The organism is Cupriavidus necator N-1, assembly GCF_000219215.1.
In the GTDB taxonomy this organism is placed as follows: Bacteria; Pseudomonadota; Gammaproteobacteria; order Burkholderiales; family Burkholderiaceae; genus Cupriavidus; species Cupriavidus necator.
Genome location: NC_015723.1, coordinates 2,517,955 through 2,540,679 on the forward strand (window position 1 = coordinate 2,517,955; position 22,725 = coordinate 2,540,679).

General features: G+C 67.7%; 23 protein-coding genes. 17 read left to right on the plus strand and 6 right to left on the minus strand.

Translation table 11 applies throughout. The features are described 5' to 3' along the window. The first annotated feature begins 66 nt into the window (after positions 1-66). Positions 67-1,392, plus strand: a complete 1,326-nt coding sequence (fliK, locus tag CNE_RS29440; RefSeq protein WP_013953950.1) for a flagellar hook-length control protein FliK — start codon at positions 67-69, stop codon at positions 1,390-1,392. Beyond that, entirely contained in the window at positions 1,389-1,682 is a 294-nt protein-coding gene (locus CNE_RS29445; protein ID WP_013953951.1) for an EscU/YscU/HrcU family type III secretion system export apparatus switch protein, read from the plus strand. Before fliK ends, CNE_RS29445 begins: the two co-directional genes overlap by 4 nt. 71 nt (positions 1,683-1,753) lie before the next feature. Here CNE_RS29445 and fliE read toward each other — a convergent pair whose 3' ends face one another. Next, positions 1,754-2,077: a flagellar hook-basal body complex protein FliE gene (fliE, locus tag CNE_RS29450; RefSeq protein WP_041228734.1), complete on the minus strand. Its 324-nt coding sequence runs from the start codon at positions 2,075-2,077 to the stop codon at positions 1,754-1,756. 406 nt (positions 2,078-2,483) lie between these two features. Here fliE and fliF point away from each other — a divergent pair, with 406 nt between their 5' ends. The 9 genes from fliF (at position 2,484) to CNE_RS29495 (ending at position 11,257) form a co-directional block, all read left to right on the plus strand. Next, positions 2,484-4,214, plus strand: coding sequence for a flagellar basal-body MS-ring/collar protein FliF (fliF, locus tag CNE_RS29455; RefSeq protein WP_013953953.1), 1,731 nt, complete (start codon positions 2,484-2,486; stop codon positions 4,212-4,214). Further along, positions 4,201-5,211: a flagellar motor switch protein FliG gene (gene fliG, locus CNE_RS29460; RefSeq protein WP_013953954.1), complete on the plus strand. Its 1,011-nt coding sequence runs from the start codon at positions 4,201-4,203 to the stop codon at positions 5,209-5,211. The genes fliF and fliG overlap by 14 nt, the downstream gene beginning before the upstream one ends. Further along, the gene (gene fliH / locus CNE_RS29465; protein WP_013953955.1) at positions 5,198-6,016 is read left to right on the plus strand and encodes a flagellar assembly protein FliH; all 819 of its coding nucleotides are present in this window, start codon (positions 5,198-5,200) and stop codon (positions 6,014-6,016) included. Before fliG ends, fliH begins: the two co-directional genes overlap by 14 nt. After that, a complete protein-coding gene (fliI, locus tag CNE_RS29470) occupies positions 6,009-7,484 on the plus strand; it encodes a flagellar protein export ATPase FliI (RefSeq protein WP_013953956.1) in 1,476 nt (491 codons plus the stop codon). The genes fliH and fliI overlap by 8 nt, the downstream gene beginning before the upstream one ends. Then, a complete protein-coding gene (gene fliJ, locus CNE_RS29475) occupies positions 7,462-7,920 on the plus strand; it encodes a flagellar export protein FliJ (RefSeq protein ID WP_013953957.1) in 459 nt (152 codons plus the stop codon). The genes fliI and fliJ overlap by 23 nt, the downstream gene beginning before the upstream one ends. A 26-nt stretch (positions 7,921-7,946) precedes the next feature. Then, a complete protein-coding gene (locus tag CNE_RS29480; RefSeq protein ID WP_013953958.1) occupies positions 7,947-9,371 on the plus strand; it encodes a flagellar hook-length control protein FliK in 1,425 nt (474 codons plus the stop codon). A gap of 202 nt (positions 9,372-9,573) precedes the next feature. After that, positions 9,574-9,990, plus strand: coding sequence for a type II toxin-antitoxin system HicB family antitoxin (locus tag CNE_RS29485; protein ID WP_013953959.1), 417 nt, complete (start codon positions 9,574-9,576; stop codon positions 9,988-9,990). Positions 9,991-10,021: 31 nt separating this feature from the next. Beyond that, positions 10,022-10,684: a DNA oxidative demethylase AlkB gene (alkB, locus tag CNE_RS29490; RefSeq protein WP_013953960.1), complete on the plus strand. Its 663-nt coding sequence runs from the start codon at positions 10,022-10,024 to the stop codon at positions 10,682-10,684. Positions 10,685-10,768: 84 nt separating this feature from the next. Then, entirely contained in the window at positions 10,769-11,257 is a 489-nt protein-coding gene (locus tag CNE_RS29495) for a GFA family protein (protein ID WP_041228736.1), read from the plus strand. A 59-nt stretch (positions 11,258-11,316) separates the two neighbouring features. On the opposite strand, the gene cysK is transcribed toward CNE_RS29495, so the two are convergent. Continuing rightward, a complete protein-coding gene (cysK, locus tag CNE_RS29500; protein ID WP_013953962.1) occupies positions 11,317-12,234 on the minus strand; it encodes a cysteine synthase A in 918 nt (305 codons plus the stop codon). A 427-nt stretch (positions 12,235-12,661) separates the two neighbouring features. Between cysK and CNE_RS29505 the strand changes: the two genes are divergently transcribed. Continuing rightward, positions 12,662-14,821 carry a glycosyltransferase gene (locus CNE_RS29505; protein ID WP_013953963.1) on the plus strand — a complete coding sequence of 720 codons (2,160 nt, stop codon included), beginning with the start codon at positions 12,662-12,664 and terminating at the stop codon, positions 14,819-14,821. Further along, positions 14,818-15,549, plus strand: coding sequence for a cellulose biosynthesis protein BcsS (gene bcsS, locus CNE_RS29510; protein ID WP_013953964.1), 732 nt, complete (start codon positions 14,818-14,820; stop codon positions 15,547-15,549). Before CNE_RS29505 ends, bcsS begins: the two co-directional genes overlap by 4 nt. Before the next feature lie 34 nt (positions 15,550-15,583). Here the strand turns inward: bcsS and CNE_RS29515 are convergent, their stop codons facing one another. From CNE_RS29515 to CNE_RS29525, 3 genes are all read right to left on the minus strand, one after another. Next, positions 15,584-16,213: a DUF938 domain-containing protein gene (locus CNE_RS29515; RefSeq protein ID WP_013953965.1), complete on the minus strand. Its 630-nt coding sequence runs from the start codon at positions 16,211-16,213 to the stop codon at positions 15,584-15,586. Between the two features lie 130 nt (positions 16,214-16,343). Beyond that, the gene (locus tag CNE_RS29520; protein WP_041228739.1) at positions 16,344-16,856 is read right to left on the minus strand and encodes a GNAT family N-acetyltransferase; all 513 of its coding nucleotides are present in this window, start codon (positions 16,854-16,856) and stop codon (positions 16,344-16,346) included. Positions 16,857-16,968: 112 nt separating this feature from the next. Next, positions 16,969-18,954, minus strand: a complete 1,986-nt coding sequence (locus CNE_RS29525; RefSeq protein ID WP_013953967.1) for a PhoX family protein — start codon at positions 18,952-18,954, stop codon at positions 16,969-16,971. Positions 18,955-19,251: 297 nt separating this feature from the next. Between CNE_RS29525 and CNE_RS29530 the strand changes: the two genes are divergently transcribed. Together CNE_RS29530 and CNE_RS29535 are read left to right on the plus strand one after the other, a co-directional pair. Continuing rightward, positions 19,252-19,869 (plus strand): IMPACT family protein, encoded by a 618-nt coding sequence (locus CNE_RS29530; RefSeq protein ID WP_041228740.1) that lies wholly within the window; start codon positions 19,252-19,254, stop codon positions 19,867-19,869. Next, positions 19,862-20,176: a 2Fe-2S iron-sulfur cluster-binding protein gene (locus CNE_RS29535; RefSeq protein WP_013953969.1), complete on the plus strand. Its 315-nt coding sequence runs from the start codon at positions 19,862-19,864 to the stop codon at positions 20,174-20,176. The genes CNE_RS29530 and CNE_RS29535 overlap by 8 nt, the downstream gene beginning before the upstream one ends. A 52-nt stretch (positions 20,177-20,228) precedes the next feature. Here the strand turns inward: CNE_RS29535 and CNE_RS29540 are convergent, their stop codons facing one another. After that, complete coding sequence (locus CNE_RS29540) at positions 20,229-21,326, minus strand: extracellular catalytic domain type 1 short-chain-length polyhydroxyalkanoate depolymerase (protein ID WP_013953970.1); 1,098 nt, start codon at positions 21,324-21,326, stop codon at positions 20,229-20,231. Positions 21,327-21,458: 132 nt separating this feature from the next. Here CNE_RS29540 and CNE_RS29545 point away from each other — a divergent pair, with 132 nt between their 5' ends. Continuing rightward, positions 21,459-21,659, plus strand: a complete 201-nt coding sequence (locus CNE_RS29545; RefSeq protein ID WP_010810704.1) for a DUF3606 domain-containing protein — start codon at positions 21,459-21,461, stop codon at positions 21,657-21,659. A gap of 311 nt (positions 21,660-21,970) precedes the next feature. Further along, a complete protein-coding gene (locus tag CNE_RS29550; RefSeq protein WP_013953971.1) occupies positions 21,971-22,720 on the plus strand; it encodes a carbonic anhydrase in 750 nt (249 codons plus the stop codon). Positions 22,721-22,725 lie beyond the last annotated feature (5 nt).

Genomic DNA, 22,725 nt, shown 5'->3' on the forward strand with positions numbered 1-22,725 from the left:
GCCTGACCGCTGCACTGCTCCCTGCGGCGGGCCGGAAAGCCCGCCGTCTGCATTCAAGCGACCCGTATGACCGGCATCCATCTGCCTCCAGGCCTGGCACCCGGTCAGGCCCCGGACCCACAACCGCTGCGCACCGCGCTTGCCATCGACAAGCTGGCGGCGCTGCAGCCCGTGCCCGAGGCCACCGAGTCGAATGTCCAGAACTCCACTGGCCAGGCGATCCGCCACAGCCAGCAGGCCACCGGCCCCAACGCCTTGGCGGGCCAGGCTGCGTTGCTGCCGGGCACTTCGACGCAGGAATCGCTGAGCGCGGCGGCGCGCGCCATCCTTGCGGTGATGGACGGCACTGAGGCCCAGCCGGTTCGCAGCGCCGGCCCGCTGCTGGCCGCCGCGCCCACGCCAGCGTCCGCGCAGGCCGCCGCGGCGGCCTTTGCCAACACGGTCGGGCAGAGCGGCCTGTTCTACGAATCACACCTGGCGCAGTGGGTTGCCGGGGCGCGCGCGTTGTCCGGCATCCGCCAGGAGCCGCAGGCGCAAGTACCGGTGCCGGCCCGAGCGGCTGCCCCAGGTGGCACTGCGCAGGCCGCAGCAACAACGCTGCCGTCTGCGCTGCTGACCTATGCCGGCGGTGCCGCAGCGGCGGAGCCGGCGCGGCCCTCGGCGCCGCCGCTGATTCCGGCCTCGCAGGTGCTGGCTGAAGCGCTGGCTTCGGCCGGCAATCCGCGCGTGGCCCACAGCCATGCGGCCGCGGAACAGGCGCTGCGGCAAGGCACCGCCACCACGGCGGCTTACAGCCGCGAAGCCGCTGCCGAACCCGGGACCCAGCGCCAGTCCGCCGCGGCGCTGGCCAGGCAGGCCTACCAGACTACCGCGGAGGCTGGCGCGCGCACTGTTGCGCCGGACAGCCTCGCCCCGCACGCGGCGCGCGCCGCCGCGGGCCTGCCGGACATCGCCTCGGCGGACGCCGGCCGGCAGGCCGCGGCAGCCGGCCCGGCCATCCATCCGGCTACCGAAGGCGTGGTCCGCCAGCAGCTGGAACTGCTCGCCACGCAGCAGTTCCGCTTTGCCGGCGAAGCCTGGCCCGGCGTGCCGATGGAGTGGGAGTTGCTGCGCCCCGATGCGGATGGCGCGGCGCAGGCCCATGACGACAACGCCCGGCCATGGTCCAGCCGCCTGCGGCTGCAATTGCCGAGCCTCGGCATCGTCGAAGCGGTGCTGACACTGGGACCGGTAGGGCTCGATGCCCGCGTGGCAACGCCCGAGACCGATGTCGCGGCGCGTTTCATCGCGGCACGGCCGCTGCTGCGCAACCAGCTGGAGGCGCAGGGCATCGTGCTGCAGCGCCTGAGCGTGCAGACCCAGGACAACATGACAGAAGGAGAGGCGCGATGAGCGAAGCGGCGCAAGACCGCGGCACGGCGATCGCGCTGTCCTACCAGCACAGCGACAAGGCCCCGCGCGTAGTCGCCAAGGGCTATGGCGTGGTGGCCGAAGCCATCATCGCCCGCGCGCGCGAAGCGGGCGTCTATATCCACGATTCGCCCACCCTGGTGAACTTGCTGATGCAGGTCGACCTGGACAGCCACGTGCCGCCGCAGCTCTATGTGGCCGTGGCAGAACTGCTGGCGTGGATCTACCACCTTGAAGCGGGCATGGACGCAGGCGCTGAAGCGCAGACCTGACCCGGACGACAAGAGCCCCTGACCGCTTGCGCGCGCCAGGGGCTCTTTGCTTTCTGGGCAGGCCGGTAGGCTTACACCGCCATATTCATCATTTCCTGGTATGCCGCCACCAGCCGGTTCCGCACCTGCACCCCGGTCTGGAACGACACATTGGCCTTCTGCAGATCGATCATCACGTCATTGAGGGCCACGCCGGGCTTGCCCAGCTCGAATGCCTCGGCATGGCCGTAGGCACGCTCCTGCGCGGCGTTGATGCGCCCCAGCGAACGCTGCAGCTCGCCGGCAAAGCCGCCGCCGACCGGCGCGGCGGACTGGCTGGCACTGTTGCCCGAGGCAACCTGGGACATCCCGCGCAGTTGCTGCAGCATGCCCTCGATGGAAGAGATAGTGGTCATTTGGCTCGTCGTATGCCGGTCCACCGGCAGAGTTCGTCTTGTGGCGCGCCCTTGCATCACATAACGGCCTACCGGCAGGCGGGCCTCAGGCGGTTCGCAGCCAGTTTCAGCCCCCGCAGAGTACCCGCCGCCTCCGCTCTCCCATGGGCCGAAATCGGACAAAAAACCGCGTCTGTTCGCCGGATTGTCGCGCTCAAGTCTGGCCGATCATTGCCACCGTGCCGGAAGAGCGCGGGCTGTCGTCCCGTGCTGGCTCCGGAAATCACCAGACAACCATCGATTCGGGAGTACGCGTGTTTTCTCTGCAGCGTAATGTGAGCCGTGCCGTGAGCCGCGCCGACGACCAAGGCGGTCAGCATCGCCCGTGCCGTCGCGAGCATCGCGGCGCCGGATCCGGAGCACGCGCATGACCGCGGCCGTGGCACTGCCCGGGCGCCCGGCAGAAGTGCTCGAGCGCCTGAAGGCCAACCCGAAGCTGCCGCTGATGCTGGGCGGCGCAGCCTTGGCCGCGGCCATCGCGGTGGGCGTGCTGTGGTCGCGCAGCCCGGACTACAAGGTGCTGTACAGCAACCTCTCCGAGCGCGACGGCGGCGCGGTGCTGCAGTCGCTGCAGCAGATGAACGTGCCTTACAAGTTCGCCGAAGGCGGCGGTGCGGTGATGGTGCCGGCCGAGAAGGTGCATGAGACCCGCCTGCGCCTGGCATCGCAGGGCCTGCCCAAGAGCGGCACCGCCGGCATGGAGCTGATGGACAACCAGAAGTTCGGCATCAGCCAGTTTGCCGAGCAGGTCAACTACCAGCGCGGACTGGAAGGCGAGTTGGCGCGTTCGATCGAATCCATCGCCGCGGTGCAGTCCGCCCGCGTGCATCTGGCCATCCCCAAGCCGACGCTGTTCGTGCGCGAGCGCCAGAAGCCGACCGCGTCGATCGTGCTGCAGCTGTACCCGGGCCGCGCCGTCGATGAAGGCCAGGTCGCGGCCATCGGCCACCTGGTGTCGTCCAGCGTGCCGGAGCTGACGCCCAAGTCGATCTCGATCGTCGACCAGCACGGCAACCTGCTGTCGAACACCGGCAACGAGCGCATGCTCGACGCGACCCAGCTCAAGTACGTCCAGGCGCTGGAGCAAAATTACCTGAAGCGCATCGAAGCGATCCTGACGCCGATCGTCGGCAAGGACAACGTGCGCGCGCAGGTGACCGCCGACGTGGACTTTTCCATCGTCGAGCACACCGACGAGAGCTACAAGCCGAATCAGGACCCGACCCGCTCGGCCATCCGCAGCCAGCAGACCAGCGAATCGACCCAGCAGGGTGCCACGCCGCCGGGCGGCGTGCCCGGCGCGCTGTCGAACCAGCCGCCGGCCGCCGCCGCCGCGCCCGTGACCACGCCGCAGACGCCGCGTGCGGGCCAGGCGCCGGGACAGGCCGGTGCTCCGGCTGCCGGGCAGCCCGGACAGCCGGCGCAAGCTGCCCAGCCAGGCCAGGGGGCCCCGGGCGCCAATTCCACGGCTTCCAGCGGCCCCAGCAGCAATCGGCGCGACTCCACCGTCAACTACGAGCTGGACCGCTCCGTGCGCCACGTGCAGCAGGCACCGGGCGGCGTGCGCCGCCTGTCGGTGGCGGTGGTGGTCAACTACCGCCAGCAGGCCGATGCCAAGGGCAAGCTCGTGGCCGAAGCGCTGCCGCCGGCACTGCTGGCGCAGATCGAGAACCTGACCAAGGAAGCGATGGGCTTCTCGGCCGACCGCGGCGACTCCATCAACGTGGTCAACAGCCCGTTCACCGCCGAGCGCGAGAAAGCCGCGCCCGAGGTGCCGCTGTGGAAGCAGCCCGACATGATCGAGCTGGGCAAGACCCTTGCGGGCTACCTGCTGCTGGCAGTGCTGGCGCTGTTCGTGTGGTTCAAGGTGGCGCGCCCGATCCTGCGCCGCTACACCTCGCCGCCGCTGCCGGCGCCGGAAGCCAGGGACGAGACCGAGGCGGTGCTGCTGCCGCCGGACGAGCCCGCCAACCCGGAAATCCTGCGGCTTGCCGCCAAGTATGAAAGCGACCTCGCGCTGGTGCGCGACGCCGCACAGCGCGACCCGCGCCTGGTCGCCAGCGTGATCAAGAACTGGATTGCCAATGACAACCGCTAAGGGCATGTCCGAATCTGGCCTGCAAAAGAGCGCCGTCCTGATGATGGCGATCGGCGAGGATGCCGCGGCCGAGGTGTTCAAGCACCTGTCGCAGCGTGAAGTGCAGGAGCTGGGCTCGGCCATGGCCACGCTCAGCTCGGTCACCCGCGAGGAAATGGCCGAGGTGCTGGGCGAGTTCCGCTCCGAGACCGAGCAGTACCTGGCCCTGAACGTCGATTCCAACGCCTTTATCCGCAGCGTGTTGAACAAGGCGCTGGGCGAGGAACGCGCCCAGTCGGTGATCGAAGACATCCTGGAATCACGCGATCCGGGCGGCGGCATCGATTCGCTGAACTGGATGGACGCCACGGCCATTGCCGAGCTGATCCGTGACGAGCACCCGCAGATCATCGCCACCATCCTGATCCACCTGGACCGCCAGAAGTCTTCCGAAGTGCTGGCGCTGTTCACCGACCGCCTGCGCAATGACGTGATCCTGCGTATCGCCACCTTCGGCGGCGTGCAGCCGGGCGCGCTGCAGGAACTGACCGACGTGCTGACCAAACTGCTGGCGGGCCAGAGCCTGAAGCGCAGCCGCATGGGCGGCGTGCGCACCGCGGCCGAGATCATCAACCTGATGAGCACCGCGCACGAAGAGGCCGTCATCGACGGCGTGCGCCTGCACGACGGCGACCTGGCGCAGAAGATCATCGACGAGATGTTCCTGTTCGAGAACCTGCTGGAGGTCGACGACCGCGGCATCCAGCGCGTGCTCAAGGAAATCGCCACCGAGTCGCTCATCGTCGCGCTCAAGGGCGCGCCGCAGGAGCTGCGCGACAAGTTCATCCGCAATATGTCCACCCGCGCCGGCGAGATGCTGCGCGAGGACCTGGACGCGCTGGGCCCGGTGCGCGTGTCGCAGGTCGAGGCCGAGCAGAAGGCAATCCTGCAGGTGGTAAGACGCCTGGCGGATGCGGGCGAAGTGCAGATCGGCGGAGGCGACGATGCCTATGTCTGAGGCAAACCCTGAGCGCGGCCAGGCCGCACGCCGCACGCCGCGCGGCGACCCGCTCTCTTCCCTTGCCGGCAACGGCGCGGCCGCCGATCCTGGCGGCTTTGCGCCGTTCGAGCCCCCGCGCCGCGCGCGTGGCGGCGCAGCCGGCTGGCAGCGCTGGCAGATGGGCTCGCTCGATCCCCGGGATATGGAGCCGCCCGAAGCCCTGGCCGCCATGCCATCCGAGCCCGCACCGCCGCCGATCGACTTCGAGGCGCTCGACGCGATGCGCGAAGGCGCGCGCAAGGAAGGCTATGCCCAGGGCTACACCCAGGGGCAGACCCAGGGCTACGGCGACGGCCACCGCGAAGGCTACGCCCGCGGCCTGGAAGCCGCACGCAACGAGGCCACGCAGCTGCAGGCGCTGGCCACCAACTTCCGCAGCGCGCTCGGCGGCGTGGACGACCAGGTCGCGCGCGCGCTGGTGTCGCTGGCGCTGGACGTGGCGCGCCAGCTGGTGCGCACCGCCCTGGCAAACGACCCCGCAGTGCTGCTGCCGGCCGTACGCGAGCTGCTGACAAGCGAACCAGCGCTGTGCGGATCGCCCAGCCTGCTGCTGCATCCCGACGACGTGGCGCTGGTGGAAACCCACCTGCATGGCGAACTGGCGGCCGCCGGCTGGACCGTGCGCGCCGATCCGTCGGTGGCGCGCGGCGGCTGCATCGCCAGTGCCGCCAGCGGCGAGCGCGATGCCACGCTGCCTACGCGCTGGACCCGCGTGGTCAAGGCGCTGGGCCGCGACGATCCGTGGGAGCCGCCACATGCCTGATGCCGCCGAGCAAGCCACGCCCGCGCCGGATTCCGCGCTGGCTCATGCGCAACGCTGGATCGGCGCGCTGGACAGCGCCGCGGCCGGCATCGCCGGGCTCGACAGCAAGCGCAGCTGCGGCCGTCTGACGCGCGCCGCGGGCCTGGTGCTGGAAGCCGTGGGCCTGCGCCTGCCGGTGGGCAGCGACTGCCTGATCGAGCTGCCCGCCGGGCAGTTCACCACCGACAGCAATGCCCCGCGCACCGCGGAAGCGGAAGTGGTGGGCTTTGGCGCCGACCGGCTCTACCTGATGCCGCAATCGGATGTGGTGGGCTTGCTGCCGGGCGCGCGCGTCTATCCGCTGGAACCATCGCCGCAGCCGGCCGGCATCACCGCGCCGCGCGAGCAGGGCTCCAAGCGCCTGCCGGTTGGCGCCGGCCTGCTGGGCCGCGTGCTGGATGCCGCGGGCCGTCCGCTCGACGGGCTGGGCCCGATCACCGCCGCCATGGAGGTGCCGCTGGCCGGCGAGCAGATCAACCCGCTGATGCGCGCGCCGATCGAGACTGTGCTCGATACCGGCGTGCGCGCCATCAACGGCATGCTGACCGTCGGACGCGGCCAGCGCATGGGGCTGTTCGCGGGCTCGGGCGTGGGCAAGAGCGTGCTGCTCGGCATGATGGCGCGCTATACCAGCGCCGACGTGATCGTGGTCGGCCTGATCGGCGAACGCGGCCGCGAAGTGAAGGAGTTCATCGAGAACATACTTGGCCCCGAGGGCCGCGCACGTTCGGTGGTGGTGGCCGCGCCGGCCGATACCTCGCCGCTGCTGCGCATGCAGGGCGCCGCCTATGCGACGCGGCTGGCCGAGTATTTCCGCGACCAGGGCCAGCACGTGCTGCTGATCATGGACTCGCTGACGCGCTACGCCATGGCGCAGCGCGAGATCGCGCTGGCCATCGGCGAGCCGCCGGCCACCAAGGGCTACCCGCCCTCGGTCTTTGCCAAGCTGCCGACGCTGGTCGAGCGCACCGGCAATGGCCCCGAGGGCGGCGGCTCGATCACCGCGTTCTACACGGTGCTGACCGAAGGCGACGACCAGCAGGACCCGATCGCCGATTCCGCGCGCGCCATCTTGGACGGCCATATCGTGCTGTCGCGCAGCCTGGCCGAATCCGGCCACTACCCGGCCATCGACGTGGAAGCATCGATCAGCCGCGCCATGACCGCGCTGATCCCGGCCGCCCAGTTCGGCTCGGTGCGCCGCTTCAAGCAGCTGATGTCGCGCTACCAGCGCAACCGCGACCTGATCAGCGTGGGTGCCTACGTGCCGGGCAACGACCCGGAGCTGGACCTGGCGATGCGCCTGCACCCGCGCATGGAAGCTTTCCTGCAGCAAGACATCCACGAGCGCGCCGGCTACGACGACGCCATCGCCCAGCTTCACAGCCTCTTCGACAGGAGTGAACATGCCCAGGCATTCACCGCTTAATACGCTGGCTGACCTCGCCCAGAACGATACCGACGCCGCCGCGCGCGAGCTGGGCAGGCTGCAGGGACTGCGCACGCAGGCTGAGCAGCAGCTCAACCAGCTCACCGAGTACCGCCATGAGTACCGCGCGCGCATGCAGGTGGTGGCCGCCGAAGGCATGACCTCGAGCCGCTGGCAGGATTTCTCGCGCTTTCTCGATTCGCTCGACCATGCCATCCGCCAGCAGGGCGCGGCCCTGGCCAAGGCCGAGGCCGACCTGCTGGCAGGGCGCAACCACTGGCAGCACCAGAAGCGCCGCCTGAACTCGTTCGACACGCTGATCGCGCGCGCCGAAGCGAAGGAAGACCAGGTTGCCGCGCGCCGCGAGCAGCGCGCCAACGACGAATACGCAGCCCGCCTGGTCCGCACCACGGCCAGCCGCCTCAGCGAAGCCTGACCCGGGCCACACCCGTAGCCAACCCCATGATCGATATCAGCCAGATTGTCAGCAGCGCCGCCAATGCGGTCGAGAGCGCCAGGCGCGCCACCGCCGACGCAACCGCAAGCGGATTCGGCGACGCGCTGTCGCGCGCTCGCGAAAGCAGCAAGGCCCCCGCGCCGCCGGCCAGGGAAACCACCGCGCGCGACCAGCCCGCATCGCGCCAGCCCGCGGCGCAGGCCGATGCCGGCAAGCCGCAGCCAGTCGCCGCGGCCGGCAAGAAGCCCACGGCCGGCCACAAGGATGAAGACCAGGACCAGGACGACACCACGGCAGCCACGCCGACGGACGCCGCAGCCGCTGCCGCAGCGGCCCTGGCACTGATGCTGCCTGCCGCCGCCCCGACCAGCCCTGCTGCCGCACCGTGCGCGCCAGGTTCCGCCCTCGCGGGCGTTGCCGACACCGGCGGCGGCGCCGCACTGCAGGCGGCGCTGGCAAATGCCACGCAGCCGGCCACGGCAGATGTCCAGGCCGATGCCATGCCGGCGGCCGCCACGCCGCAGCCGGACACGCTGCAGGTCGTCACCACCGAAGCCCGGCCCGCACAGCCTTCGGTAGCCGACACGCTGGCCACCATCGCATCCCAGCGCGCCGCGATGCAGGCCGGCACCAGCGCAGGCACCGACGGCAAGGCCGGCACGGCCCAGGCCATCCCGGGCGACGTACTGGCCGTCCAGCAGCAGGACACCACCGGCCAGTCTGCCGGCGGATCGGGCAATCGCCCCGACAGCGGCATCGCCCAGCACCGCGCCGATCCGCTCGCCGCCAACCCCGGCACGGCGGATACCAGACCCGTGGCAACACCGTTCGCCGTCGCACAGGCTGCCGCCCGCACCGGCGAGGCTACCGCCGCCAGCCCCGACAACACGCAAGCCGCGGCCGCCGCCTTGGCCGGCCAGGCCACCCCGTCGGCTACTGCAGCCGCTGCAGCCGCCTCCGCCCGTCCCGTGGTCACCCCGCCGCTGTATGACAGCCAGTGGCCGCAGGCCCTTGGCCAGCAGATGATCCGCATGAGCACGCAAGGCCAGCAAAGCGCCGAACTGCAGCTGAACCCGCCCGACCTCGGGCCGCTCAAGGTCGTGCTCAACGTGGTCAACGACCAGGCCCAGGCCCAGTTCGTCTCGCCCCACCAGGCCGTGCGCGCCGCGGTGGAAGCGGCGCTGCCGCAGCTGCGCACCGCGCTGTCGGAAAGCGGCATCCAGCTTGGACAGACTTCGGTGGGCGCAGACGGCTTTGCCAGCCAGGCGGGCAATGGCAACGGGCAGCAACAGCAGGCACCGGAGAATGGGCGCGGGCAAACCAGCTTTGGTGCCGGCACGCTGGCGGCTGTTGAGCCGGCGGCGGTGGCCAGTACGACGGCCCGTCCCGCACGCGTGCTTGGGCGTGGCGAGATCGATACGTTTGCCTGAGTTCGCGCTACGCAGCGCGTGGTGATTGCGCCAAGGAAGAATGCAAGGCCGCCCGACGGGCGGCCTTTGTCATGTCAGCGGCGGCCGGTTCATGTATTTCGCTCACAATCCTGCAACCAGATTTAACGGATTGCTGCTAGAATCAGTAAACATTTTTGCTTACCATACACCCGGCATCCGTTGTCGCAGGAGGAGTCCCAATATGCTGCGATTCCCTGCCAACATCGTCCCGGACGACGGTGGCTTTGCTGTGTCGTTTCCCGATATCCCCGAAGCCCTGACCAGCGGCGACACCATCGAGCAGGCCCGCGAGATGGCCGCCGATGCGCTCGCTACGGCCATGGAGTTCTATTTCGAAGATGGCCGCCCGGTGCCGCTGCCGTCGAAGGCAAGACGCGGCCAGCATCTGGTAGAACTGCCGGCCAGCGTGTCGGCGAAGGTGCTCCTGCTTAACGAGATGATCGCGCAGGGCGTGACGCAGGCGGAACTGGCGCGCCGGCTGCATACGCGCAAGCAGGAGGTGCAGCGTATCGTCGACCTGGACCATGCGACCAAGATCGATACGATCGAGGCTGCATTCCGGGCCTTGGGGAAGCGGCTGGAACTGACGGTCGCCTGACCGCGCCAAGGCGTCCGCAATCCTCCATCTCATGACTTTCGACCTGTTCGACGACCTGCCACCGAGCGGCTCCGGCAGCCCCGCCATCGAACCCCTCGCCGACGGCGCCGTAGTCCTGCGCGGCCTGGCCCGTGCGGATGCCGAAGTGCTGCTGGCCGACGTCCAGGCCGTCATCGCGCTTGCCCCCTGGCGGCACATGATCACCCCCGGCGGGCTGAGAATGTCGGTGGCGATGGTCAACTGCGGCACGGTCGGCTGGGTCTCCGATGCGCGCGGCTATCGCTATGACCCCGTCGATCCGCTGAACGGAAAGCCGTGGCCGGAGATGCCGGCGAGTTTCCGGCAACTGGCCACCACCGCGGCGGCGCAAGCGGGCTTTGCCGGTTTCGAGCCGGATGCCTGTCTTATCAATCGCTATGAGCCGGGCACCCGGCTCTCGCTGCACCAGGACCGCGACGAGCGCGATTTCAGCGCGCCCATCGTCTCGGTCTCGCTGGGGCTGCCCGCGGTGTTCCTGTTCGGCGGCATGCGCCGCGCGGACCGTCCGCAGCGGGTGCGGCTGGCGCATGGCGACGTGGTGGTGTGGGGCGGGCCGTCGCGACTGGCCTTCCACGGCGTGGCGCCACTGGCCGATGGCGACCATCCGCTGCTGGGGCGGCTGCGCATCAACCTGACATTCCGCAAGGCGCTCTAGCCATCACCGCCGCCTTGGCGCTTTGCCGGGGGTTTTCTACAGTCAATGGACTGTCCTGAACGCCACCGTGCAAAGGCCCACACCATGCATCTAGACGGCTCCTGCCATTGCGGCGCCATCCATTTCTCGCTCGAATCCGACTCGCCCTACCCGTATATGCACTGCCATTGCTCAATCTGCCGCAAGACGGCGGGGAGTGGCGGCTACGCGATCAACCTGGGCGGCGATGCGGCCACGCTGCGCGTGCGCGGGCGCAAGCACCTTGGCATCTATCACGCCGTGCTGCGCGAGCCCGGCAAGCGCGCGCGGCGCTCGCCGGCGCAGCGGCATTTCTGCGTGAAGTGCGGCAGCGCGCTGTGGCTTTGGGACCCGCGCTGGCCAGAGCTGGTGCATCCGCATGCATCGGCCATCGACACAGCGCTGCCGCGCCCGCCGGAGGTGGTGGAGGCTGCGCTGGATTCTGTCGCGCCCTGGGTCGACGTGCCCAAGGGCAAAGGCCATGTGCACTGCGACACCTGGCCGAAGGAATCGCTGGCGGACTGGCACAAGCGGCACGGCCTGTCGTCGCGCTGAGCGGCTGCCCAAAGCGTTCTGAGCGCCCGGGCCGCACGGGCCAGGGCGCTCATGCCTGCTTATGCGGGCAGGAACCCTTCGACGGTCAGGTAGCGCTCGCCGGTATCGTAGTTGAAGCCCAGCACGCGCGCGCTGGCCGGCAGTTCGCGCAGCTTCTGTGCGATCGCGGCCAGCGTGGCGCCGGACGAGATGCCGACCAGGATGCCTTCCTCGCGCGCGCAGCGGCGTGCCATCTCGCGCGCGGGCTCGGCATCGACCTGGATCACACCGTCCAGCAACGACGTATCGAGATTCTTCGGGATAAAGCCCGCGCCGATGCCCTGGATCGGGTGCGGCGCCGGCGCGCCGCCGGAGATCACCGGCGAGGCCACCGGCTCGACGCCGAACACCTTGAGCTGCGGCCACTTGTCCTTGAGCACGCGGGCACAGCCCGTCAGGTGACCGCCGGTGCCGACGCCGGTGATCAGTACATCCAGCCCCTCGGGGAAATCGTTCAGGATTTCCTGCGCGGTGGTGCGCACGTGCACGTCGACATTGGCCGGATTCTCGAACTGCTGCGGCATCCACGCGCCTGGCGTGGCGGCGACCAGTTCCTCGGCGCGCGCGATCGAGCCCTTCATGCCCTTCTCGCGCGGGGTCAGGTCAAAGGTGGCGCCATAAGCCAGCATCAGGCGGCGGCGCTCCACCGACATGCTGTCCGGCATCACCAGCACCAGCTTGTAGCCCTTGACCGCGGCCACCATGGCCAGGCCGATACCGGTATTGCCCGAGGTCGGCTCGATGATGGTGCCGCCCGGCTTGAGCACGCCACGGCGTTCGGCGTCTTCCACCATCGACAGCGCGATGCGGTCCTTGATCGAGGCGCCGGGGTTGCTGCGCTCCGACTTGATCCAGACCTCGTGGCCGTTGCCGAACAGCCGGTTGATGCGGATATGCGGGGTATTGCCGATCGTCTGCAGGATGTTCTGGACCTTCATCTTGTTCTCCGTGGCGGGCGCGATGCCGCAGGCCTGTAAGGCACTGGCATCGCAGGATCGAATGACGGGACGATTCTAGAGCAAAGCGCCACGCAGGCGGAACGCTTCATGCCAGGATCCTATCGTCTGCAATGCCCTCCTTAACCATTGACCGTATGCCCTGCGCAGGCCACCGCTCTATCGCGCAGGCGCTCGGCGATCAACTCACGCAACCGTGGAATCTGCGCGTAGATTTTGGTCACTAGCCAGCTCGTCCCCGCCCCTGCCTTAAATGATCTTCATATCAGAAATAAACAACAACCGTCTGATGCGACATGAAGTCGTCAAAGAGCTCCCGCCTATGGCACCATGCGGACTAGTCGTATGACTATGCCGATATAGGTCTCCGCTTGTAGCTCGACGGGCAAGGCGCCCATTGGAAGCCAACATGAAGACTGAGCAGCCCAAACGCTATATCGCCTTGCTAGTGGCCGTCTACGTGTCTTGCGGATTCGCGTATCTCGCCTGGCGCGTAGGAACCGTCAACATGGACGCGCCGTGGCTGTCTCTGCCGTTGTATGCCGCTGAAGTCTACGGTTATCTGAGCGGACTTCTGTTCGTGCTGATGACCTTTCGGCTCAGCGTGCGGGAGGTAGTACCGCCGCCAGCGGGACTGAAGGTCGATGTATTCGTGCCCACTTACAACGAGTCCGTGGACCTGCTGCGCCGTACGCTGCTGGCGGCCACGCGGATGGAGTACCCGCATGTTACCTGGCTACTCGATGACGGCCGGCGGCCAGACATGCGCAAGCTGGCCGAGGATCTGGGCTGCCGCTACCTCACCCGCGATAACAACTCCCACGCCAAGGCCGGCAACCTGAACCACGCGCTGCAGTTCTGCGAAGGCGAATTCATTGCGATCTTCGACGCCGACCATGCTCCTCGCAAGGATTTCCTGGTGAAGACACTGGGATTCTTCCACGATGCAGACGTTGCGTTCGTGCAGACACCGCAGGACTTCTTCAATATCGACTCGTTCAACCACCGCATCGGCAAGAAGCGGGTCTGGGATGAGCAGGCGCTCTTCTTCAAAGTCATACAGCGCGGCAAGGACGCACTGAATGCGGCCTTCTTCTGCGGCAGTTGTGCGGTGATCCGACGTTCCGCGGTGGAGAGAATCGGCGGCTTCGCCACCGAGACCGTTACGGAAGATGTCCATACGGCCGTCAAGCTGCACAAGCTGGGATTCAAGTCTGTGTACTACGCCGAATCACTCGCCTTTGGCCTGGCGCCGCACAGCATTGACACCTACCTGAAGCAGCGCATGCGTTGGGGAATGGGAGCGATGCAGGTGTTCCGGCGCGAAAGAATTCTTTTCAGCCGAGGCCTGACGCTGGGCCAGCGACTCAATTATTTCGCGTCGGCACTTTACTTCTTCGAAGGTTGGCAGAAGCTTGTTTTCTTTCTGACACCGCCGGCAGTATTTCTCTCGGGCGACCTACCCATCGTCGCATCGCTCAACACCTTCCTGCTGCTGTTCTGCCTGTACTACCTGCTGTCGATGTTGGTTCACCTTGAGCTGGGACGCGGCTACAACTCGCTGCTTCTCAGCGAGCAGTACGCCATGACTCGATTCTTTGCCTTCATGTCAACGAGCGTTGGACTGTTTCGTCGCAACATCCCGTTTGCCGTGACCGACAAGCAGCTTTCCGATACTGGCAGGATGTGGCTCTGGATGTCGCCGGTGCTGGTGCTGGCGGGGATTACGGCAATCAGCGTGCCGACAGGCCTGTACCGGATGCATACAGGGAGCATTCCGGTCGGTGCAGGCGTCGTCACGCTCATATGGACCTGCGCGACCCTTCTCACGGCAGCAATGGTGATCGTGTACGCTCACCGCCATGCAAGCAACCGCCGCACCGAGTACCGCTTCCCGCTGCGGCTGCCGATCACGCTGACCCTTGATGGCACGTCATACCTTGGCTTGACATCGGACCTTTCCCCCAACGGCGCGCTTTACATCGGGGAGCCAATTCCAACGTTATCCCGCGGCGACACGGTAAACATAGCCATCCACCTGCCCAATCTGATCGTATGCGATGCGGCCGCCGCAACGTTCGTAAACCGATCTGCGGGTTGGGCGGAAAAGGCCGCGGCGGGCGTCGCCGGGGAGGCCACAGTGGGACTGCGCTTCAACTGGGATGCGCAGGGCAACACCGGCGCACTCGAGACGTTCCTGTACGGCAGTCGGCTGCAGCTTGAAATGGGCAACCTTTCCGAAACCGAGACCCCGCCTCTTACTCGCCTGGCTGAATTGCTGAGCCGCGACGGGGGCGCGCCACTGCTGACGCAGAACTGGGCGCCGGGACTGCTGATGCAGCCGCTGCGCGCCGGTGTGTTGCCGGTGGTCATTGCCACGATCGAGGGCGCGGCGCCGCTGCTGTTCAGCAGTATCGAACTCGATCTGGACACTGGTGCCACGTTGCGTCGCACAGCGAAAGGCATGGCCACGGAACATGCGGTCAGGCTGACGCCCACGGGCAGGCTAGCGACGCCAACCGGCGATTTCCACCTTTACAACATTACGCCGCACGCGACGACGGTATGAAAGAAAAAGGCCGCATGACGCAGGACACGCGCAAGAATATTCGGGCCGACCGTGCGCTCGCCATCGTAACCCTCTGTGGCGCGGCCATCGTCCCGTTGCCGGCTATGGCGGGCACGTTGTTCGGCGGGGCAAGCTTCGCCGGTGGAGGTGAGCGTAGCGAATACGCTGGTGTCACCGGCAATTGGCTGCCGGTGCCCTTCCTCACCCAGAAGCTCGTCGTCAGCGACTACCACTACAAGTACGGCTCGAACGGCACGACGGTGTCAGTGAACGGACAGTCGGCCGAGGCGGCGCTTGGCGTACAGAAGGGCTGGAAGACCGGCTGGGTTGAAGCCACGGCCGGCGCGCGCTATCGCTACAATCGCGTGTCGCCAGAAGGCGCCGATAACCGTGCCGACGGCGGCGAATGGGGCCTGGCATTGACAGTCCTCGGCCAGCAGGAGTTCGCGCAACACTGGGCCGTCAACGGGATCGCGAGCTACAACATCGGGCCCAAGGCGTATTGGGCGCGCGGCCGGATTCTCTACAAGATTTTCGGCGATGCGTGGGCCGGCGCGGAGGTCATCAAGCATGGCGATCCGTTTTACCACTCCACGCAGGGCGGTCTGGTGCTGACCGGCATCTCGCTCGGCCGGACCGTGAAGCTTGGCTTCTATGGTGGTGTCAAGAAGACCGGTGGGCAGCCGCGCGCATTCTATGGCGGGCTGGAAATCAGCAAGGCGTTCTGATGGCGCTTGTGCCGCACCCAAGAAAATACGCTAACTATTTGATTCCATTGACATGGAACGTTAGGCTGAAGTTGTTGGCCGGCATTGGCACCGGCTCGTCGCAGCGCATGCCCTGCGCCTCGCCCAGCGCGATCACGGCTTCCATGTCGCGCACGCCCCAGTCGGGGTCGGTGGCGCGCAATTGCGCGTCGAAGGCCGCGTTGCTCGGCGCCGTATGCGCGCCGCCGCGGCGATAGGGGCCGTACAGGAACAGCACGCCGCCAGGGCCCAGCAGCTTGCCGGCGCCCTCGAACAGCGCCTCGGCCGCGGCCCATGGGGCAATATGGATCATGTTGATGCACACCACCGCATCCGCGGCATCGATGCCCCATGGCTGGCGGCAGACATCCAGCGCCAGCGGCGCGCGCACATTGGCCAGGCCCGCATGCGCGGTCCAGGCTGCGATCGACGCGCGCGCGGCGGCTTCCGGATCGCTTGGCTGCCAGGTCAGTCCCGGCAGCGCTGCGGCAAAGTGCACGGCATGCTGGCCGGTGCCGCTGGCAATTTCCAGTACCGTGCCGCTGGCGGGCAGCACGTTGCGCAACACCGCAAGGATAGGCTCGCGGTTGCGCTCGGTGGCGGGCGCCATGCGGCGTGCGTCGGGGTCTTGGGTCGAGCCGGTCATGATGGCATGCTCAGCGGGGGAAAGCGCCTAGCGTAGCAGAATCGGCCCGCCGGGGGGCGCTCCGCCCTGAGGGGCAGCGTGTCAGCTGATGAGGGGCGGCAGCCTGGGCAGGATGCGATGCCGCTGTACCTCAACGGCGCCCCGGGATCTGGTAGATCAAGCGCTCAAACTTGAGGGTCGTGGCCTGGCCCACGACCGTGCCGCCAAGCGACTCTGCGATCCGGCGGCTGGGCCAGTTCTGTTCGGCCACGGGATAGACCAGGTGCGCCGGCGACAGGTTGTCCTGCGCCCATTGCGCCAGCGCGGTGACCGCTTCCAGGCCGAAGGCATGGCCGTGGCAGTCCTCGCGGATCCAGATGCCGAGTTCCGGCGCGGGCGTGTCGGCGTGGTGCAATCCCGCCAGCCCCAGGAACAGCCCGTCGTCGGCACGCCGGATGGTGAGCACACATTCCGAACCTCGCGCCATGCCTATCAGCCAGCCTTGCCACACGGCTTCGAAAGCCGCCGGCGTGGGCGATGGCTCCCAGTCCATGAATCGCGCAAGCGTCGGGGTGATGCAGGCAAAGGCCTCGGCTGCGTCGTCGCCGCGAAAGGGCAGCAGGCTGAGGCGCGCGGAGTGGATGTGCGGAAGCTGGTCAGGCATGACGGGCGGGAGGCTGGGCATGATGCCGGAGTTGCCATGTTAGACGATCGCGCCCCAACAAAAAACGGCGGGCCGAAGCCCGCCGCCTTCATCCAGGCACTGCGCTACCGCGTCAGGCCTTGGCCAGCCTGACGCCAGTCGGGTCGCCCGTCAGGTAGCCCACGGCGGCACCGAAGCGGTCCTTGTAGTTGGCCATCACCTTCGCCTCAAGCGCGGGCCGGACCTTGTCGTGCAGCGGCGATTCCCAGTCGCCAACGTGCTGGAAGTTGCTCATCACATAGGTCCAGCCGTTGATCTCGTCCACCGCGTGCAGGCCCGTGGATTCGGCGCCGACCGGGCACGACAGCACGCGGCTGAGCACCTTGGTATCGACGTTGTACGCCCACAGGAAATTGTTGACGTGGGTATTGCTGTCCTCGCCGACAAACAGCGTGCGCAGCTTTTCCGAGAACTTCAGGTTGTCGGGCGTGGCGACCTTGTCAGGGTTGGCAAAGTTGCCCAGCGCATCCTGCTGCTTCATCTTGCCGCCGCCCAGGTCTTCGCTGACCAGCGCCGGCACCGCCGCCATGTCGACCGGCACCCATTCGCTGTTGATGGCCGTGCCGGTCTTGTCGGCCTGGCCGCCCTTCAGGTTCAGCTCATAGACGGCGCCGGAGTACGGGCCTTCCACCTGGATGTCGCCGGCGTTGGCGGCATTGGCCGTGAGCATGCTCGACTCGATGCGCGACATTGCCGAGTAGGCCTTCTTGTCCTTGATGTTGACCGTGGTGCCTTCCATCTTGGTGAAGCCCAGGCTGCCGCCGACCAGTGCGGCGTAGCGGTGCGTTTCCAGGAACGCCGCGGCCTTTTCCATGCCCGGCATCAGCTTCACCCAGTTCGGCTTGCCGTTGTAAAGGATGCGGGTGTAGCTGACATCAGCCGGATCGGCGGTCTTGACGTCCATGATGTCGGCCAGCTTGATGCCGCCGTCGACCAGCGCGCGGATTTCGGCACTGGTGGCGCTGCCCAGCCTGATCCACGACAGCGTGGCGCTGCCCGGGCCCACGCCCGAGGTCTGGTGCCACTTGGCCACGTACAGCGTGCCGGACGACAGGTCGCGGGCGCGGTCGGCGATAAACAGGAACAGGCCGCCGTTGGTGGCATCGTCGCCCATCAGCACGGTGCGCTCGTCAGGCATGACCTGCACCAGTTCATGCGAGATGCGGCCCAGGCAGTAGTGCTTCTTGATGGTGCCGGTGCCGTCCGGGTTGACCGTGACTTCCGGCAGGTGGCCGTAGTTGTAGGCGTTGGCGCGCGCCGGGTCGCCGTACAGGTTCTGGCTGTAGCCCTGCAGCTGCGTGACCGCGCTGGCGTTCAGCAGGTCGGTCTCGTACTCTTCGCTCGACAGGTGGGTGTTCCACGGCGACAGGCTGGCGCCGCAGGTGATCCACAGGCCGTTGACGCCCGAGGTATCGACGTTGTGGTACTTGACCGGGGTCAGCTTGCCGGTGGCCGGGTCCTGGTCCAGCGTCACCACCGCGATGGGCGACGGCAGCAGGCCGTACATGCTGGCATTGCCCTGGTTGCGCGTGGTGTACTCGAACTGCACCACCGCAAACACCGTCTTGCCCTTGACGCCGGGCACGGTCGGGTTGGCCAGGGTCAGCAGCGAGCTGCCGTCCGGCGCGTCGGAGAAGAACTGGCGTTCCTTGCCGGCCACGGAGGTGTCCATGATCGGCTTGTTGTTGATGTCGTAGTAGCCGCCGGCCAGGATGGTGCCGCCCTTGCCGTCGGGCAGGGTGTCGCCGGTGATGAAGAACGGCTGGTAGGCCAGCTTGTAGGTCTGGCTGCTGCCGTCGCTGAACGACACCTTGAGGCTGGAGCCCACCGTGGTTGTCGCCATCGCGTCCGGCGTAGCCAGCGTCGGCGCGCTCATGCCGACGAACTCGGCCGTGGTGAACGTGGCGGCCTGGGCCGGCGGAAGCGGCGCGGCGACAGCGTCGTCGCCACCGCCGCAACCTGCCAGCAGGCCGGTGGAGGCAAGGCCAAGCGGCAGCATCGGCGCGCCGGCCAGGAGCTTCAGGGCCTTGCGGCGGCCAGCATTGGGTTGTTCAAGCATGTTCTCGATCCGGGGAAGAGGAAGGGATATGTTGTTCACTGCGTATTTGCGCCGGCCCCCGCGGGTGGGACCGGGCACCTGTTGGCACAGGCGGGCGGCGGGCGGCATTGCGCATGGCCGGAGCGGATCGTAGGCGCAGTTTGTGACAACAAGTTGACGATACGACACAAAAGCGGCGCTTTCGGCCAGGCCCCGGATGCCGCTGCGGTACACTCGCCCTTTGCATCCGCGGCTCCACAGGCGCGGATCCGTTGAATGCCGGCAGCCTCCGTTTCTGCCCCCCTTCCGCCCTGCCGCTTGCCCACATACACGCTAGCCACCCCCGTCCAGGCCGAGATCGAAATCCGCAAGAGCCGCTTCCTGGCGCTGGCGCTGCCCGTTGCCGACCGTGACGCCGCCTTGGCGGCACTGCAGGCGCTGCGCGCCGAGCACCCCACCGCCACCCACGTGTGCTGGGCATTGCTGGCTGGCGGCGCCTCGGGCATGTCCGACGATGGCGAGCCCTCCGGCACCGCCGGCCGCCCCATCCTGGAAGTGCTGCGCCACCATGACCTGGACGGCGTGCTGGCGGCGGTGGTGCGCTATTACGGTGGCGTCAAACTGGGGGCGGGCGGGTTGGTGCGCGCTTACACCGATGCCATCGCGGCCGCGCTGAAAAAGGCCGAGCGCGTGGAACGCATCGCCTACGGCACCCTGACGGTGTCAGTCGACTATGCCGACGAGCCGCGCGTGCGCCGCTGGCTCGACTATGAAGCGCAGCCAGGCTGCACGCTGGCCGGCACCGCCTATGGCGCGCAGGCCACGCTGGTCCTGCGCATGCCCGCAACCCAGCTCGACGCCGCGCGCGATGCCCTGCGCGACGCGACCCACGGACGCGCCCAATTCCCGGAAGCGGAGGATGAGGCCCATGGCTGAACGCGAGCCGGTTGCGCCGGACGACCGCGCGGAATTCACCGCAAGCGTGCTGCCAGGCAATACCCGCTTCGCCGCGCCGGTGGCGTTGAGCCTGCTGGAAGCTGCACTGCTCGAAGGCGTGGCGCTGCCCAACTCTTGCCGCAATGGCACCTGCCGCGCCTGCGCCAGCCGGCTGCATGCGGGGACGATCCGCTATCGGATCGAATGGCCGGGGTTGAGTCTGGATGAGAGGGAAGAGGGGCTGATCCTGCCGTGTGTGGCTTGTCCGGCCAGTGATGTGGTGATTGAGCCTGTCAGGCTGGGGTAGGTCTCAGGCCTGAAGAGAACCTCACCCGTTGTGCGGCGTCAAGACTACTCTCTCACCCCCAAACCGCCAGAAAAAACCGCAACGCCAGCTTCAACCCATCCGGCCCCGCCGGATCGGAGAACGCCTGGCCGCCTGCCCCGCCGCTCCAGGCGTGACCCAGACCCTCGATCCGCACTAGGCGAACGTAAGGGGACTTTCCCTCCATCCAGTCGAAGACATCCATGGCACGGCGCATGCCGCGCTGGATGCGCCGTGCCGGCACCGCGGACAGCGGGTGCACATCCTCCGGCTGCAGGTGCATCCACATGCCCGCCGCGGCGGTGGCATTGCTGAAGTCGACCACGTGGTCGGCATCGCCATGCAGCAATAGCAACGGCGGCGGGCGGTGCCCCGCCAGCCCGAACCGCAGCGCCTGCATGGCCTTGGCATCGGGCCCGTGTCCCCCGCGCATGGCACGCGCTGCCTGGGCGGCATTGGTGGCGCTCCAGGGCACCGCGCCGGAGTGCGAGCCGACCGCGGCGAAGCGCTCCGGGTAGCGTAGCCCCAGCATCAGCGCCATCGCGCCGCCCGCGGACAGCCCCAGCACGCTGACGCGGTCGACGGCAACCGGATGGCCGCGGCAAGCCTGGTCGATCAGCGCCATCAGCAGCCCGGCTTCGACGCCACCCTGCGCGGCGGGCCGGAACCAGTTCCAGCAGCGCTGTGCATTGGCCTGCGAGGTCTGTTCGGGCAGCAGCACCACCCAGCCGGCTTCGCGCGCCACGGCGGCGGCGCGCGTGACCGCGGCAAAGCTGGCGGCGTCCTGGCCGCAGCCATGCAGCAGCACCAGCATCGGCGCGCGACGCGACGCCGTGACGCCGGCCGGCACGAAGATGCGGTAGCGGCGCGGTGCCAGTGGCGCGCCCCATGCGCCTTCCTCCCAGCGCCCGCTGCCGCGGTTCTGCGGCGCCTGCACCGGCGATACCACGCCCGACAGCGCGCGCTGGGTGGCGGCCGTGACTGCAGCCGATTGCTTCACCGCGTTGCGCACGATGGCCTCGGTCATCGGCTTGGTCAGGTTCTGGTTGACGGCGCGCTGCATGCGGCGCGCATTGCGGGCCGCGGCCTTGTTCAGCGTGGACCAGAGTTTTGCACCGGATGAGCGGGGCATGCGGCGTCCTGTCGGCTGGGGTAACCCGTACATCATATGCGCAAGCTCAGGCCGTCTTGCATGCAACGCGCGCCGGATGACTGCCTACAATGCAAGGGCCGTGTCGCCCCGAGACATGGACAGGAGGCAAGCATGAGCGATGTGACAAACGAGTTCAGGCCGCTGGATCCTGGCCGCATCAACCTGATGGATCCGCTTGAAGTGCAGTACTGGTGCCGGGAGCTGGGCTGCAGCACCAGCGACCTGGAGAACGCCGTCGATGCCGCGGGCGACCATATCTCCGCGGTACGCGCGCAACTGGAGTCGAACCAGGCCGGCGCGCGGCCTGGCTGAAATCCCGAGACAAACGGTGGCAGGCAGGCATCCCCGGCTGAGCGGGGATGCCTGTGGAGCGTGCCACGTGAGATGTCGGCGCCGTGTCCGTTCCATGACGGCATGCGCGGCATGCATCAATCGCATGCGTGCATGCAGTCCATACCCCTGTTAAATGCAGTGCAGACCGGAATTCAGCAATGCCTTATTCGCTGGACGGCAGTTTTGCTGCATGATTCCCGGCCGGGCAAAGACCCGGCACTCAAGACTGGGACAGCTTGATAACACCACGTCGGAAACCAAGGGGTTACCAACACTAGGACGCATCGACAATGAACATCAGGCTGCCGATTATCACCGTTTGCACCGCCTTGCTTGCACCTGCCGCGTGGGCCGGCAATGACCCGCACTGGAGCTATATCGGACCAACCGGTACCAGCCACTGGGCCAAGCTCGACCAGGACTACAAGACCTGTGCGCTGGGCAAGCACCAGTCGCCCATCGATATCCGCACCGGCAAGACCCAACCCGCGGACCTGAAGCCGATCGGCTTTGGCTACGCCGCGGCGCCCGCCACCGTGGTCAACAACGGCCACACCGTGCAGGTCAACCTGCCCGCCGCGGGGCAGATCGAACTCGACGGTGTGGCCTACAAGCTGCTGCAGTTCCACTTCCATACGCCCAGCGAAGAGAAGATCAACGGCAAGACCTATCCGCTGGTCGCGCACCTGGTGCACCAGAATGCAGAAGGCAAGCTGGCGGTGGTGGCGGTGCTGTTCAAGTCCGGGCGGGAGAATGCGGCGCTGAAACCCGTCTTCGCGAGCCTGCCGGCCAAGGCCGGGGAGTCGCGTGAACTGACGGCGCCGCTGGATGTGGCGGCGTTGCTGCCGGCCCGGCAGTCGTACTGGGCCTTCACCGGCTCGCTGACCACGCCACCGTGCAGCGAGGACGTGCGCTGGCAGGTGCTCAAGACGCCGGTGGAAGTGTCGCCTGCGCAGTTGGCCGCATTCCGCCAGCTTTATCCGATGAACGCCCGTCCGGTGCAGCCGCTGAACGGCCGCACGGTGCAGGCCAGCCACTGAGCGTG

What these genes read in the sequence shown, in the direction of transcription:
- CNE_RS29495 (WP_041228736.1), top strand. Translation starts at nt 10,769, where the DNA reads ATGCATCTAGACGGCTCCTGCCATTGCGGCGCCATCCATTTCTCGCTC.
- CNE_RS29445 (WP_013953951.1), top strand. Translation starts at nt 1,389, where the DNA reads ATGAGCGAAGCGGCGCAAGACCGCGGCACGGCGATCGCGCTGTCCTAC.
- fliJ (WP_013953957.1), top strand. Translation starts at nt 7,462, where the DNA reads ATGCCCAGGCATTCACCGCTTAATACGCTGGCTGACCTCGCCCAGAAC.
- fliE (WP_041228734.1), bottom strand. Translation starts at nt 2,077, where the DNA reads ATGACCACTATCTCTTCCATCGAGGGCATGCTGCAGCAACTGCGCGGG.
- CNE_RS29480 (WP_013953958.1), top strand. Translation starts at nt 7,947, where the DNA reads ATGATCGATATCAGCCAGATTGTCAGCAGCGCCGCCAATGCGGTCGAG.
- CNE_RS29545 (WP_010810704.1), top strand. Translation starts at nt 21,459, where the DNA reads ATGAGCGATGTGACAAACGAGTTCAGGCCGCTGGATCCTGGCCGCATC.
- fliG (WP_013953954.1), top strand. Translation starts at nt 4,201, where the DNA reads ATGACAACCGCTAAGGGCATGTCCGAATCTGGCCTGCAAAAGAGCGCC.
- CNE_RS29550 (WP_013953971.1), top strand. Translation starts at nt 21,971, where the DNA reads ATGAACATCAGGCTGCCGATTATCACCGTTTGCACCGCCTTGCTTGCA.
- CNE_RS29520 (WP_041228739.1), bottom strand. Translation starts at nt 16,856, where the DNA reads ATGCCTGACCAGCTTCCGCACATCCACTCCGCGCGCCTCAGCCTGCTG.
- fliK (WP_013953950.1), top strand. Translation starts at nt 67, where the DNA reads ATGACCGGCATCCATCTGCCTCCAGGCCTGGCACCCGGTCAGGCCCCG.
- CNE_RS29535 (WP_013953969.1), top strand. Translation starts at nt 19,862, where the DNA reads ATGGCTGAACGCGAGCCGGTTGCGCCGGACGACCGCGCGGAATTCACC.
- fliI (WP_013953956.1), top strand. Translation starts at nt 6,009, where the DNA reads ATGCCTGATGCCGCCGAGCAAGCCACGCCCGCGCCGGATTCCGCGCTG.
- fliF (WP_013953953.1), top strand. Translation starts at nt 2,484, where the DNA reads ATGACCGCGGCCGTGGCACTGCCCGGGCGCCCGGCAGAAGTGCTCGAG.
- CNE_RS29525 (WP_013953967.1), bottom strand. Translation starts at nt 18,954, where the DNA reads ATGCTTGAACAACCCAATGCTGGCCGCCGCAAGGCCCTGAAGCTCCTG.
- CNE_RS29485 (WP_013953959.1), top strand. Translation starts at nt 9,574, where the DNA reads ATGCTGCGATTCCCTGCCAACATCGTCCCGGACGACGGTGGCTTTGCT.
- CNE_RS29505 (WP_013953963.1), top strand. Translation starts at nt 12,662, where the DNA reads ATGAAGACTGAGCAGCCCAAACGCTATATCGCCTTGCTAGTGGCCGTC.
- alkB (WP_013953960.1), top strand. Translation starts at nt 10,022, where the DNA reads ATGACTTTCGACCTGTTCGACGACCTGCCACCGAGCGGCTCCGGCAGC.
- CNE_RS29540 (WP_013953970.1), bottom strand. Translation starts at nt 21,326, where the DNA reads ATGCCCCGCTCATCCGGTGCAAAACTCTGGTCCACGCTGAACAAGGCC.
- cysK (WP_013953962.1), bottom strand. Translation starts at nt 12,234, where the DNA reads ATGAAGGTCCAGAACATCCTGCAGACGATCGGCAATACCCCGCATATC.
- fliH (WP_013953955.1), top strand. Translation starts at nt 5,198, where the DNA reads ATGCCTATGTCTGAGGCAAACCCTGAGCGCGGCCAGGCCGCACGCCGC.
- CNE_RS29515 (WP_013953965.1), bottom strand. Translation starts at nt 16,213, where the DNA reads ATGACCGGCTCGACCCAAGACCCCGACGCACGCCGCATGGCGCCCGCC.
- bcsS (WP_013953964.1), top strand. Translation starts at nt 14,818, where the DNA reads ATGAAAGAAAAAGGCCGCATGACGCAGGACACGCGCAAGAATATTCGG.